Source organism: Enterobacter cloacae complex sp. HYC003_NIDB (assembly GCF_056673375.1).
In genome coordinates, this window is the sequence record NZ_CP114220.1 from 3783632 (window position 1) to 3796429 (window position 12798).

General features: G+C 56.5%; 12 protein-coding genes. 10 read left to right on the forward strand and 2 right to left on the reverse strand.

Annotated features, from left to right (window positions below):
* Window positions 1–10: 10 nt before the first annotated feature.
* From O1722_RS18195 to O1722_RS18210, 4 genes are all read left to right on the forward strand, one after another.
* Window positions 11–1600 (forward strand): FGGY-family carbohydrate kinase, encoded by a 1590-nt coding sequence (locus O1722_RS18195; RefSeq protein WP_033486680.1) that lies wholly within the window; start codon window positions 11–13, stop codon window positions 1598–1600.
* Window positions 1601–1661: 61 nt separating this feature from the next.
* Window positions 1662–2657 (forward strand): LacI family DNA-binding transcriptional regulator, encoded by a 996-nt coding sequence (locus O1722_RS18200; RefSeq protein ID WP_015571284.1) that lies wholly within the window; start codon window positions 1662–1664, stop codon window positions 2655–2657.
* Between the two features lie 28 nt (window positions 2658–2685).
* On the forward strand, window positions 2686–3333 hold the full coding sequence (gene fucA, locus O1722_RS18205; protein ID WP_033486681.1) for an L-fuculose-phosphate aldolase: 648 nt from the start codon (window positions 2686–2688) through the stop codon (window positions 3331–3333).
* A 114-nt stretch (window positions 3334–3447) separates the two neighbouring features.
* A complete protein-coding gene (locus O1722_RS18210; RefSeq protein ID WP_033486682.1) occupies window positions 3448–4809 on the forward strand; it encodes an MFS transporter in 1362 nt (453 codons plus the stop codon).
* A gap of 32 nt (window positions 4810–4841) precedes the next feature.
* On the opposite strand, the gene O1722_RS18215 is transcribed toward O1722_RS18210, so the two are convergent.
* Window positions 4842–5333: a YajQ family cyclic di-GMP-binding protein gene (locus O1722_RS18215; RefSeq protein ID WP_017383179.1), complete on the reverse strand. Its 492-nt coding sequence runs from the start codon at window positions 5331–5333 to the stop codon at window positions 4842–4844.
* Window positions 5334–5458: 125 nt separating this feature from the next.
* On the opposite strand from O1722_RS18215, the gene panE reads away from it, so the two are divergent.
* Together panE and yajL are read left to right on the forward strand one after the other, a co-directional pair.
* Complete coding sequence (gene panE, locus O1722_RS18220; RefSeq protein WP_033486684.1) at window positions 5459–6370, forward strand: 2-dehydropantoate 2-reductase; 912 nt, start codon at window positions 5459–5461, stop codon at window positions 6368–6370.
* Window positions 6333–6926 (forward strand): protein deglycase YajL, encoded by a 594-nt coding sequence (gene yajL, locus O1722_RS18225; RefSeq protein ID WP_033486685.1) that lies wholly within the window; start codon window positions 6333–6335, stop codon window positions 6924–6926. Before panE ends, yajL begins: the two co-directional genes overlap by 38 nt.
* Before the next feature lie 93 nt (window positions 6927–7019).
* On the opposite strand, the gene thiI is transcribed toward yajL, so the two are convergent.
* Entirely contained in the window at window positions 7020–8468 is a 1449-nt protein-coding gene (gene thiI / locus O1722_RS18230) for a tRNA uracil 4-sulfurtransferase ThiI (protein WP_006809903.1), read from the reverse strand.
* A gap of 178 nt (window positions 8469–8646) precedes the next feature.
* Here thiI and xseB point away from each other — a divergent pair, with 178 nt between their 5' ends.
* From xseB to O1722_RS18250, 4 genes are all read left to right on the forward strand, one after another.
* Entirely contained in the window at window positions 8647–8889 is a 243-nt protein-coding gene (gene xseB, locus O1722_RS18235; RefSeq protein ID WP_015571292.1) for an exodeoxyribonuclease VII small subunit, read from the forward strand.
* Complete coding sequence (gene ispA, locus O1722_RS18240; protein ID WP_017383172.1) at window positions 8890–9789, forward strand: (2E,6E)-farnesyl diphosphate synthase; 900 nt, start codon at window positions 8890–8892, stop codon at window positions 9787–9789.
* Window positions 9790–9813: 24 nt separating this feature from the next.
* Entirely contained in the window at window positions 9814–11676 is a 1863-nt protein-coding gene (gene dxs, locus O1722_RS18245) for a 1-deoxy-D-xylulose-5-phosphate synthase (RefSeq protein ID WP_033486686.1), read from the forward strand.
* A 62-nt stretch (window positions 11677–11738) separates the two neighbouring features.
* The gene (locus O1722_RS18250) at window positions 11739–12713 is read left to right on the forward strand and encodes an aldo/keto reductase (RefSeq protein WP_017383171.1); all 975 of its coding nucleotides are present in this window, start codon (window positions 11739–11741) and stop codon (window positions 12711–12713) included.
* Window positions 12714–12798: the final 85 nt, after the last annotated feature.

The following is a 12798-nucleotide window of genomic DNA, read 5'->3' on the forward strand; positions in this document are numbered from 1 at the left end:
GAAGTTTATGATGAGTGACGGCTATTTCCTCGGGGTCGATGTGGGTTCAGCCAGCGTCCGTGCTGGGCTTTACTCTGCGCAAGGCGAGCGTTTGAGCTTCGCGACCCGTCCGATTTCGCAGTTTCACGCCAGCAACGCGCGCGTGGAACAGTCCTCCGCGGAGATCTGGCAGCAGGTTTGCGCGGTGGTGCGGGAAGCCGTCGACTCCTCTGGGATCTCACCCGACGCCATTCGTTCGATTGGCTTCGACGCCACCTGCTCGCTGGTCGCGCTGGATGCTGAGGGTAACGGCCTGAGCGTGTCCCCCGACAGTCCGGCTTCGCAGGACATCATTATGTGGATGGATCATCGTGCTCACGAAGAAACTGTTCGCATCAATGCCACACGCGATCCGGCCCTGTGCTACGTGGGCGGCGAGGTGAGTATTGAAATGGAACTGCCAAAACTGCTGTGGTTGCAGCGACATCATCCTGAAACATGGAATCAGGCCTGGCGCTTTTTCGACCTTGCCGATTTTCTGGTCTGGAAAGCAACGGGCCAGGACGCCGCCAGCCTGTGCACCCTCACCTGCAAATGGAACTACCTTGCGCATGAGGCGCAGTTCAGCGAATCGCTGCTCAGGGAGGTGGGGCTGGAGACCTTACTGACAAAAATTCCCGATACTATTCTGGACGTCGCTGAATGCGTCGGGAAACTCAGCCCACAGGCAGCGCAAGCTCTGGGGTTGCCCGAAGAGGTGGTTGTGGCAAGCGGCATGATCGATGCCCACGCGGGTGGCGTGGCGCTGACGGGCTCACACCCGGAGGGCACGCTGGCGCTCATCAGCGGAACCTCGAACTGCCATATGCTTGCCAGTCAGACGGAGATCCATACGCCCGGCGTCTGGGGGCCTTACTGGAGCGCCATGCTGCCGGGCTACTGGCTGACGGAAGGCGGGCAAAGTGCTGCCGGGGCGCTGGTCGACTGGACGTTGCGCGGGCACGGAGCCAGCGCAGACCTGTTTGCAAAAGCAGAAGCGGCGCAACGCCATCCGGTGGCGCTGCTCAACGACTGGGTAGCCGCGCTTGAACAGGAAGAAAAATATCCCACCCGCAACCTGCACATTCTGGCCGATCACCACGGCAACCGCTCGCCGCGTTCGCGTCCGGATGCGCGGGGCAGCGTGGTCGGTCTGACATTAGAAACCGGTGAACGTGCGCTGGCGAGGCTCTATCTGGCCACGCTACAGGCCATAGCCTATGGCACACGACATATTATGGATACCCTGAAACATCACGGGCACACCTTGTCGCGTATTGTCATTTGTGGAGGAGCCACCCATAACCGGCTCTGGCTGCGGGAGTATGCCGATGCCACGGGCTGCGATATTCATCTCTTAGCCGAAGAAGATGCCGTCACTCTCGGCGCGGCCATTTGCGGCTCTGTGGCGAGCGGTGCATGGGCAACGCTCACCGATGCCACCCGGGAAATGGTCAAAGCCGGCGACATCATCACCCGTCGGCCGGAAACCGCGGCTTTCCACAGGCAAAAATATGAGGCGTACCTGATGCTGTGGACCCAGCAGCAGGCGCTTAATCTCCTGATGCAACAGGAAATGTAATGGCAGGATGCGTATGCTTTATCAGCAGTTTTTTACGTACGTTAAGGATTGAGGCGTAGCGATGGCCAAAACAGTTGAACAGATAGCGAAGGATCTGAATTTATCCGTCACCACCGTGCGGCTGGTACTGAGCGGGAAAGCCGAACAGTATCGGATCAGCGTGAAAACACAGTCCCGAATTAATGAACACGTCGAGCGCTTCGGCTATACCCTCAACCATTCGGCGCGCAGTCTTAAGCTAAACAAAACCGAGACGCTGGGGCTCATCGTGCCCAACATCTCGAACGTGTTCTTTGCAACGCTCGCCGAGAAACTCGAACTGCGCTGCCGCCGTTCGGGCTACCAGCTGATGATCAGCTGTACTTACAACGATGTGGATTACGAAAACAAGCTGGTTAAAGCCCTGATGGCGCGCAACGTGGACGGCTTGTTTATCGTTCCCTCGACGCTGGAAAACCAGCAGCATCATTTGCGGCAGATCCAAAAACCACTGGTGCTCCTCGACCGGGATTTTGGCTTTACTGACAACGCGCTGGTTGAGAGTCATAACGAGGCCGGGGGGGATGAACTGGCCCGCAACATGCTGGCAGAGAGAAAAACGCCGCTCTGGTTCCTTGTGGGCGATACCGCACTGCCCAGTATTACGGACCGTCTGAACGGCTACTTACAGGCCCTGAAAACAGCCGGTATTCACCATCGCGAGTGGGTCATCGAAGGGCCGGACAATACGCCGGAGGGCGGATATGCCCTGATGGATTCGCTTATCGACAGCCAGGGTGTTCCGCAGGCGTTTATCGCCTCATCGTTACCCGTTCTGGAAGGGGCAATTGAAGCCCTGCGGACGCGTACCGGCACCGTGCCCCAACACATCAATATCGGCACCTTCGATGAGCACCCCATGCTGGGGTTCCTGCCTAACAGCGTCTGGTCCATGCAGCAGGATGAAGATACCTGGGCGGAAAAAGCGTTTGAACTGATGCAGCGAGCCATCGACGGCGAAGCGGTTAACGAGACGGCGAAAGTCGATATGAAGCTGGTCAAACGTTCCCGCCAGTAAAAATAAAACTGTACCCGGAGAATAAAAAATGGAACGAGCCCGATTAGCCAGAGACATTATCGACACCTGCCTTGAGATGACCCGCATGGGGTTAAATCAGGGCACCGCCGGCAATATCAGCGTTCGCTATCGCGACGGCATGCTGATTACGCCGACCGGAATTCCCTACGAGCATCTGACCGAAGAGAGTATCGTTTATGTAGATGCACAGGGGCGACACGAAGAAGATAAACTGCCCTCCAGCGAATGGCGTTTTCATCAGGTGGTGTATCAGACCCGCCCGGATGCTAACGCCGTCGTCCATAACCATGCGGTTAACTGTACCGCCGTCTCGATACTCAACCGCCCCATTCCTGCTATTCACTATATGATTGCCGCCGCCGGGGGAAACTCCATTCCCTGCGCCCCTTACGCGACCTTCGGGACGCGCGCGCTGTCAGAGCATGTCGCGGTCGCATTACGCAATCGCAAAGCGACGCTCTTACAGCACCACGGCCTGATAACCTGCGAAGAAAATCTTGAAAAGGCACTGTGGCTGGCGCAGGAGGTAGAGGTGCTGGCAAAACTCTACCTGGCCACGCTGGCGATAGTAGATCCCGTTCCTGTACTCAGTGACGATGAAATTGCCATTGTTCTTGAGAAATTCAAAAGCTACGGATTGCGCGTCGAGGCGTAATTTTTTATCCGGGGGTGCTTTTATCACACCCTCGTAATATCTCTTAAACAAACACCTATTTACCGCACTTATCACCCCGCCTAAACTATGGCCTGCTTTTTGGTAGAGGTGGTAATGAACGATTATAAAATGACGCCAGGCGAACTGCGTGCGACCTGGGGTTTAGGGACTGTTTTCTCGCTGCGGATGCTTGGCATGTTTATGGTCCTGCCCGTTCTGACCACATATGGCATGGCGTTACAGGGTGCCAGCGAAGCGCTGATTGGTCTGGCGATTGGTATCTACGGCCTGGCGCAGGCGATATTCCAGATCCCCTTTGGCCTGCTCTCCGACCGCGTGGGTCGCAAACCGCTGATTGTCGGCGGGCTGCTGGTGTTTGTACTTGGCAGCATCATCGCCGCCCTCTCCCACTCCATCTGGGGAATTATTCTTGGGCGCGCCCTGCAAGGTTCCGGGGCGATTGCCGCCGCCGTGATGGCGCTGCTGTCAGACTTAACCCGCGAGCAAAACCGCACCAAAGCCATGGCGTTTATCGGCGTCAGCTTCGGCGTCACGTTTGCCATTGCCATGGTGCTGGGGCCTGTCATCACTCATGCGCTCGGCCTGCACGCCCTGTTCTGGATGATTGCGGTGCTGGCGACCATTGGGATCGCACTCACGCTGTGGGTTGTGCCTGACAGTAAAAACCACGTCCTCAACCGTGAATCCGGGATGGTGAAAGGCTGCTTCAGCAAAGTCATCGCCGAGCCGCGCCTGCTTAAGCTGAACTTCGGCATTATGTGCCTGCACATTCTGCTGATGTCCACCTTCGTCGCCCTGCCCGGTCAACTTGCCGCAGCCGGTTTCCCGGCGGCAGAGCACTGGAAAATTTATCTGGTCACAATGCTGATCTCGTTTGTCTCCGTTGTGCCCTTCATTATTTACGCCGAAGTGAAGCGCAAAATGAAACGCGTCTTCATGGGCTGCGTGGCGTTATTGCTGATTGCCGAGATTGTGCTGTGGGGCGCTGGCCCGCATTTCTGGGAACTGATCGCCGGCGTACAGCTGTTCTTCCTGGCGTTTAATCTGATGGAAGCCCTGCTGCCGTCGCTTATCAGCAAAGAGTCTCCGGCAGGATACAAAGGCACCGCGATGGGCATTTACTCCACCAGCCAGTTTCTCGGCGTGGCGATCGGCGGGTCGCTCGGCGGCTGGGTGGACGGTCTGTTTGACTCCCAGACCGTTTTCCTCGCCGGTGCGCTGCTGGCGATGCTCTGGCTGTTTGTTGCCAGCACCATGAAAGAGCCGCGCTATGTAAGTAGCCTGCGGGTAGAAATTCCCGATGACGTGGCAATCGGTGACGCGTTAAAACAGCGTCTGGAAGCGACAGAGGGCGTGAGCGAAGTGCTGATTGTCCCGGAAGAGCGCAGTGCGTATGTCAAAATTGACAGCAAAGTGACTAACCGCTTTGAGGTGGAGCAGGCGCTGAAGGCCTGAAAAAATGCCCGGTTTAGCCGGGCATGATTGTCTTAATCGCGGAAGTTTTTAAACTGGAATGGCTGACCGAGATCGCCGCCACGCACCAGCGCCATCACGGATTGCAGGTCATCACGGGATTTTCCGGTCACGCGGATCTCTTCACCCTGGATCTGCGCCTGCACTTTGAGCTTACTGTCTTTGATAAGCTTAACGATTTTTTTCTGTACCGCGCTCTCAATCCCCTGCTTCAGCTTCGCTTCCACAAACCAGGTTTTGCCGCTGTGAACAAAATCTTCCGGTACATCGAGTGAGGTCCCTTCAATGCCGCGCTTGAGCAGCTTGGCGCGCAGGATATCCAGCAACTGGTTGACCTGGAAATCAGACTCGCTCAGGACTTTGATCGTCTTGTTCGCGTCGTTCAGTTCAATGGTCGCCTCAACGCCACGAAAATCGAAACGTGACTCAACCTCACGGACAGCATTTTCTACGCCGTTACGCGCTTCCTGCAAATCAACTTCAGAAACAATATCGAAAGATGGCATCTTTTCTTCTCCCTTCATTTTTGTTGCGTTGCATAATACCCGCAACGAGGCATAACGAGAAGCTTAGCTGATGGCGCTATACTTAGCGTCATAGCACCTGGCGCCGTTGCAGGTGAGGAGGAACGATGAAAGTAACAGTGCTTGGATGCGGAGCCCTTGGCCAACTCTGGCTTACAGCGCTATGCAAACAGGGACACGACGTTCAGGGCTGGCTGCGAATTCCCCAGCCCTATTGCAGTGTGAACGTAATTGGTACAGACGGTTCAATTTTCAACGAGTCTTTGACGGCAAACGATCCGGAATTTCTTGCCACCAGCGATTTGCTGCTGGTCACGCTGAAGGCCTGGCAGGTCTCCGATGCGGTGAAAAGCCTGGCCGCCCAGTTACCTGAAAGCACGCCAATCCTGCTGATTCACAACGGTATGGGTACCATTGAAGAGCTAAAATCTGTCCGGCAACCGCTGCTGATGGGGACAACCACCCACGCGGCACGTCGCGACGGTAACGTCATTATCCATGTTGCCAGTGGTATCACCCATATCGGTCCTGCGCGTGAACAGACCGGCGATTACAGCTATCTTGCGGATACCCTGCAAAGCACGCTGCCTGACGTCGCCTGGCACAATAACATTCGCGCGGAACTGTGGCGCAAACTGGCGGTGAACTGCGCGATCAATCCGCTGACCGCCCTGCTGGATTGCCCTAACGGTGAGCTGCGCCAGCACCCCGATCGGGTAGCGCTGATTTGCCGGGAAGTTGCCGCCGTCATTGAACGCGAAGGCTACCACACCTCAGAATCCGATTTACGTTATTATGTCGACCAGGTCATTGAGAGTACGGCAGAAAATATCTCCTCAATGTTGCAGGATATCCGGGCTATGCGGCATACCGAAATTGATTACATAACCGGTTATCTGTTAAAACGCGCCCGGGCACACGGCATTACCGTTGCGGAAAACAGCCGTCTGTTTGAGTTAGTAAAACGAAAGGAGAGTGAGTATGAGCGCATCGGCACTGGTATGCCTCGCCCCTGGTAGTGAAGAGACAGAAGCGGTCACCACCATTGATTTGCTGGTGCGTGGTGGTATTAAGGTTACTACCGCCAGCGTCGCCAGCGACGGAAGTCTGGCGATTACCTGCTCGCGTGGGGTGAAGATCCTGGCGGATGCACCGCTTGTACAGGTGGCGGACGGTGATTACGACATTATCGTTCTGCCGGGTGGTCTGAAGGGGGCTGAGTGTTTCCGCGACAGCCCACTGCTGGTTGAAACCGTTCGTCAGTTTCATCTTTCCGGGCGTATCGTCGCGGCAATCTGTGCGGCCGCAGGCACGGTACTGGTTCCGCACGACATTTTCCCCATCGGCAATATGACCGGCTTCCCTGGCCTGAAGGACACTATTCCGGAAGACCAGTGGGTGGATAAACGCGTGGTCTGGGATCCGCGCGTTAACCTGCTCACCAGCCAGGGGCCGGGCACTGCCATTGATTTTGGCCTGAAGATAATTGACCTGCTGGTTGGGCGCGAAAAAGCGTACGAAGTGGCGTCATCGCTGGTGATGGCGGCGGGGATTTATAATTACTATGAAGAGTAGTGCATAAAAAAGCCGGGTGGCGGCTACGCCTTACCCGGCCTACAAATGCACGGTACCGTAGGCCCGGTAAGCAAAGCGCCACCGGGCGAGAAACTACGGGCGATACACCTTCACGTTCGCGAAGCCCTGCTCACGCAGATACAGCGCCTGCAAACGGCTCATGACCCCACGTTCGCACCACAGCAGATACGTTTTGCTCTGGTCGAGATCGCCAAACTGGGTGCTCAGCTTGTAGAACGGCAGCGAAACCACCTCGACGCCTTCCACCTGCAACGGCTTGTCATCCTGCTCATCAACAGAACGGATATCCAGAATCGTATCGTTAGCACCGAAGCCGCTGACCGTCTCCACCTCAACCACTTCCTGCTCGGTCTGCTGAGCGATCTCACGGATATCGATGTTGGACGCTTCCGCCACCACTTTTTCCAGGATGCTGAAATCGAAGTTCTCTTCTTCCGCTTCGATCTTCGCCTTCACCGCTTTGATGGTTGGACTTTTTGAGATCACACCGCAATATTCCGGCATGGTGCGGGCAAAATCTTCAGTACCGATTTTACGCGCCAGATCGATGATGTGCTCTTTATCGTGAGAGATCAGCGGACGCAGGATCAGCGTATCAGACACGTTATCGATAAGACGCAGGTTAGTCAGCGTCTGGCTGGAGACCTGCCCCAGCGCTTCACCGGTGACCAGCGCCTGCACGCCGTAGCGCTCAGCCACTTTGGACGCCGCACGCACCATCATACGCTTCAGCACCACACCCATCTGGCCGTCGTCCACTTTTTCGAGGATTTCGCCGACCACCGGCTCAAAGTTGATCGCCACAAAACGCACGCGGTGGGAGCTGCCGAAGCGGTTCCACAGGTAATGCGCCACCTGACGTACGCCGATTTCATGCGCCGCGCCGCCCAGGTTAAAGAAGCAGTAGTGCACGCGGCAGCCACGACGCATCAGCATATAGCTGGAAACGCCGGAGTCGAACCCGCCGGAGATCAGCGACAGCACATCTTCCTGAGTGCCGATAGGGAAACCGCCAATACCTTCATAACGACCCTTGACCAGCAGCAGGCGATCGTTTTCGATCTCAAGGTTAACGGTGACGTCCGGGTTAGTCAGGCGCACGCGCGCCGTTTCAACGTGCTGGTTCAGACCACCACCGACGTAGCGCTCAACCTCAATAGAGCTAAACTCATGCTTACCCCGGCGCTTCACGCGCACGCAGAACGTTTTCCCTTCGATCTGGTCGCGGTACTGCACCAGCGCCTTTTCGAAGATATCGTGCATATCGGTGAAGGGAACGTCTTCCACTTCCAGAATATGGTGAATACCCGGGATACGGGTCAGCGCGTCGCGAATATCAAGACGTTTGTTTTCGTCTTTCGCGCGGACTTCTACGTGGTCCCAGTGACGCACCACGGCGAGCGTTTCGTCGTAGTGTTTTAATACGTTACGAATGTTCCCGGTGAGAATTTTAATAAAGCGCAAACGCACGGATTGGCTTTTGATGGTGATTTCAGGGAACAATTTAATGATAAACTTCATGGCGGCAATGTTTCTTAGGCAAGCTTATAAAGGCTTGTAGTGGAAAATGATACAGCAGCCCACACCCGTGGCTGCATCCAGGCGCGCAAGTATACCACCATCGCGCCACTCGCGTTATTTGATAATTGCCCCGAGTCCGTTACCATGTCAGGGCGAAAAATTTAAGAGTCAATTCACTATGCCGAAGAAAAACGACGCACCGGCCAGTTTCGAAACTGCGCTGAGTGAACTGGAGCAGATCGTTATCCGTCTTGAGAGCGGCGATCTCCCGCTGGAAGACGCGCTCAACGAATTTGAACGCGGCGTGCAGCTCGCGCGCCAGGGGCAGGTAAAACTCCAGCAGGCCGAGCAGCGTGTGCAGATCCTGCTTTCCGACAGCGAAGACGCTAAAACCACGCCATTCACACCGGACGCCGAGTAAATGGATTTTTCCAACGCGCTTCAGGCGCGCGTCATCCGCGCCAACGATGCGCTGCGCCGATTCATTGAGCCGCAGCCTTTTCAGAACACTCCACTGGTTGAAGCCATGCACTATGGCGCACTCTTGGGGGGTAAACGCCTGCGTCCGTTCCTGGTGTATGCCACGGGCAATATGTTCGGTATCAGCGATAACACGCTGGACGCCCCGGCAGCCGCCGTGGAGTGTATCCACGCCTATTCGCTGATCCACGATGATTTGCCGGCCATGGACGATGACGATCTGCGTCGCGGTCAGCCAACCTGCCATATCAAATTTGGCGAAGCGAATGCCATTCTGGCGGGGGATGCGCTGCAAACCCTGGCCTTCTCCATTCTGAGCGATGCGCCGATGGTTGAGGTGAGCGATCGCGATCGTCTGGCAATGGTGTCCGAACTGGCAATGGCCAGCGGCGTCGCCGGGATGTGCGGCGGCCAGGCGCTGGATTTGGAGGCTGAAGGTCGTCAGGTTACTCTGGAACAGCTGGAGCGCATCCACCGTCACAAAACGGGCGCACTGATTCGTGCAGCCGTTCGCCTGGGCGCGCTGAGCGCGGGTGAACGCGGGCGTAAAGCCCTGCCGGTTCTGGACAGATACGCAGAAAGTATCGGTCTGGCATTCCAGGTTCAGGATGACATTCTGGATGTGGTGGGCGATACTGCAACATTGGGAAAACGTCAGGGTGCGGATCAGCAGCTTGGCAAAAGTACCTACCCCGCCCTGTTGGGCCTTGAGCATGCCCAACGTAAAGCCCGGGATCTGATAGACGATGCCCGCCGGTCGCTGAATGAGCTGGCCGCGCAATCGCTGGATACCTCGGCACTGGAAGCGCTAGCGGACTACATAATCCAGCGTGATAAATAAACTATAAATCTCGATGAGCCTTTGATGAGTTTTGATATTGCCAAATACCCGACACTGGCGTTAGTTGACTCCACTCAGGAGTTACGTCTGTTGCCGAAAGAGAGTCTGCCGAAGCTGTGTGACGAGCTGCGTCGCTACCTGCTCGACAGCGTTAGCCGCTCCAGCGGCCACTTCGCCTCCGGACTTGGCACGGTTGAGCTGACCGTGGCGTTGCATTACGTCTATAACACGCCGTTCGATCAGCTGATCTGGGATGTAGGCCACCAGGCCTATCCGCACAAAATTCTGACCGGACGTCGCGATAAAATTGGCACCATTCGCCAGAAAGGGGGCCTGCACCCGTTCCCGTGGCGCGGCGAGAGTGAATATGATGTGTTAAGCGTCGGCCACTCTTCCACCTCCATTTCTGCGGGCATTGGTATTGCCGTTGCCGCCGAAAAAGAGAATAAACAACGCCGCACCGTCTGCGTGATTGGCGACGGGGCGATCACCGCCGGGATGGCCTTTGAGGCCATGAACCACGCGGGCGATATCAAACCGGACATGCTGGTGATCCTCAACGATAACGAAATGTCGATCTCCGAGAACGTCGGCGCGCTGAATAACCATCTGGCGCAGCTGCTGTCCGGCAAGCTTTACTCCTCACTGCGTGAAGGTGGTAAAAAAGTCTTCTCCGGCGTACCGCCGATTAAAGAGCTGCTTAAGCGTACCGAAGAACACATCAAAGGCATGGTCGTGCCGGGTACGCTGTTCGAAGAGCTGGGCTTTAACTATATTGGCCCGGTGGACGGCCACGATGTGCTGGGCCTGGTGACGACGCTTAAAAACATGCGCGACCTGAAAGGCCCGCAGTTCCTGCATATCATGACCAAAAAAGGGCGTGGTTACGAACCGGCGGAAAAAGATCCGATCACCTTCCACGCGGTGCCTAAGTTCGACCATACCAGCGGTTGTCTGCCGAAAAGCAGCGGCGGGATGCCAAGCTACTCAAAAATCTTTGGCGACTGGCTGTGCGAAACGGCGGCGAAAGACAACATGCTGATGGCGGTAACGCCTGCCATGCGTGAAGGCTCCGGCATGGTCGAGTTTTCCAAAAAATACCCGGACCAGTATTTCGACGTCGCCATTGCCGAACAGCACGCGGTGACCTTCGCAGCGGGACTGGCGATTGGCGGCTACAAGCCGGTGGTCGCGATCTACTCTACCTTCCTGCAACGCGCCTACGATCAGGTTATCCATGACGTTGCCATTCAGAAGCTGCCGGTGCTGTTTGCTATCGATCGCGCGGGCATTGTGGGGGCTGATGGCCAGACGCACCAGGGCGCGTTTGATCTCACCTTCCTGCGCTGCATCCCTGATATGGTGATCATGACGCCAAGCGACGAAAACGAGTGTCGTCAGATGCTGTATACCGGTTACCACTATCAGGACGGCCCCTGCGCGGTACGTTATCCGCGCGGTAATGCCCTTGGCGTTGAATTACAGCCGCTGGAAAAACTGGATATCGGTAAAGGTCTGGTGAAACGCCGTGGTGAAAAAGTGGCGATCCTGAATTTTGGTACGCTGATGCCGGAAGCGGCAAAAGTCGCTGAAAACCTGAATGCGACGCTGGTCGATATGCGCTTCGTGAAGCCGCTCGATGAATCTCTGATTCTGAGCATGGCGGAAAGCCATGACGTGCTGGTTACGCTGGAAGAGAACGCCATCATGGGTGGCGCGGGTAGCGGCGTGAACGAAGTGCTGATGGCGAACCGTAAAGCCGTTCCGGTGCTTAATCTCGGCCTCCCTGACCACTTCATCCCGCAAGGCACCCAGGATGAGGCGCGCGCCGACATTGGTCTGGACGCCGCCGGTATCGAAGCTAAAATCCGCACCTGGCTGGCCTGATCCCTCCCCTTTTCTGCTCCTGCTATGCTTAAACGTATTGTTTAAACAGCAGGAGCGGAACCATGCAATACACGACATTAGGAAAAACGGACCTTAAGGTGTCCCGGCTTTGCCTGGGATGTATGACGTTTGGCGAGCCTGACCGGGGAAATCATGCCTGGACGCTGCCGGAAGAGAGCAGCCGCCCTATCATCAAGCGCGCCATTGACGGCGGCATCAACTTCTTCGATACCGCCAACAGCTACTCAGACGGCAGCAGCGAAGAGATTGTGGGCCGCGCCCTGCGAGATTTTGCCCGTCGTGATGACGTTGTGGTCGCCACTAAAGTGTACTACCCGTCAGGCGATCTGGCGGAAGGCCTTTCTCGCGCGCAGATCCTGCGTTCCATTGATGACAGCCTCAGACGCCTGAACATGGATTACGTCGACCTGCTGCAAATCCACCGCTGGGATTACAACACCCCGATCGAAGAGACGCTTGAAGCGTTAAACGACGTTGTGAAAGCCGGTAAAGCGCGCTACATCGGCGCATCGTCCATGCATGCCTCACAGTTTGCCCAGGCGCTCGATCTCCAGGCGCAGCACGGCTGGGCGCGCTTTGTCACTATGCAGGATCACTACAACCTGATTTACCGGGAAGAAGAGCGCGAGATGCTGCCGCTCTGCTACCAGGAAGGCGTGGCGGTGATCCCGTGGAGCCCGCTGGCGCGCGGAAGGTTAACCCGTCCGTGGGGGGAAACTACCGCCCGGCTGGTATCGGATGAAGTGGGTAAAAACCTGTATGACGATACAGAAGCCAGCGATGCGTTAATTGCCGAACGCTTAGCCGGGATCGCCGACGATATCGGTGCAACGCGCGCGCAGGTGGCGCTGGCGTGGCTGCTGAGCAAGCGCGGTGTCGCCGCGCCGATTGTGGGCACGTCGCGGGAAGAACAGCTGGATGAGTTGTTGAGTGCGGTGGACTTATCGTTGACGCCGGAGCAGATTGCCGAGCTGGAGACGCCGTATCAGCAGCATCCGGTGGTAGGGTTTAAATAAACACTTGCCGGGTGGCGCTACGCTTACCCGGCCTACAAATAAAGTGCGATCGTAGGCCGGGTAAGGCGAAGCCGCCACCCGGCAA

Bases quoted from the DNA above. Each gene is read 5' to 3' on its own strand.
- O1722_RS18195 (WP_033486680.1), top strand. From the start codon at position 11: ATGAGTGACGGCTATTTCCTCGGGGTCGATGTGGGTTCAGCCAGCGTC.
- O1722_RS18200 (WP_015571284.1), top strand. From the start codon at position 1,662: ATGGCCAAAACAGTTGAACAGATAGCGAAGGATCTGAATTTATCCGTC.
- fucA (WP_033486681.1), top strand. From the start codon at position 2,686: ATGGAACGAGCCCGATTAGCCAGAGACATTATCGACACCTGCCTTGAG.
- O1722_RS18210 (WP_033486682.1), top strand. From the start codon at position 3,448: ATGAACGATTATAAAATGACGCCAGGCGAACTGCGTGCGACCTGGGGT.
- O1722_RS18215 (WP_017383179.1), bottom strand. From the start codon at position 5,333: ATGCCATCTTTCGATATTGTTTCTGAAGTTGATTTGCAGGAAGCGCGT.
- panE (WP_033486684.1), top strand. From the start codon at position 5,459: ATGAAAGTAACAGTGCTTGGATGCGGAGCCCTTGGCCAACTCTGGCTT.
- yajL (WP_033486685.1), top strand. From the start codon at position 6,333: ATGAGCGCATCGGCACTGGTATGCCTCGCCCCTGGTAGTGAAGAGACA.
- thiI (WP_006809903.1), bottom strand. From the start codon at position 8,468: ATGAAGTTTATCATTAAATTGTTCCCTGAAATCACCATCAAAAGCCAA.
- xseB (WP_015571292.1), top strand. From the start codon at position 8,647: ATGCCGAAGAAAAACGACGCACCGGCCAGTTTCGAAACTGCGCTGAGT.
- ispA (WP_017383172.1), top strand. From the start codon at position 8,890: ATGGATTTTTCCAACGCGCTTCAGGCGCGCGTCATCCGCGCCAACGAT.
- dxs (WP_033486686.1), top strand. From the start codon at position 9,814: ATGAGTTTTGATATTGCCAAATACCCGACACTGGCGTTAGTTGACTCC.
- O1722_RS18250 (WP_017383171.1), top strand. From the start codon at position 11,739: ATGCAATACACGACATTAGGAAAAACGGACCTTAAGGTGTCCCGGCTT.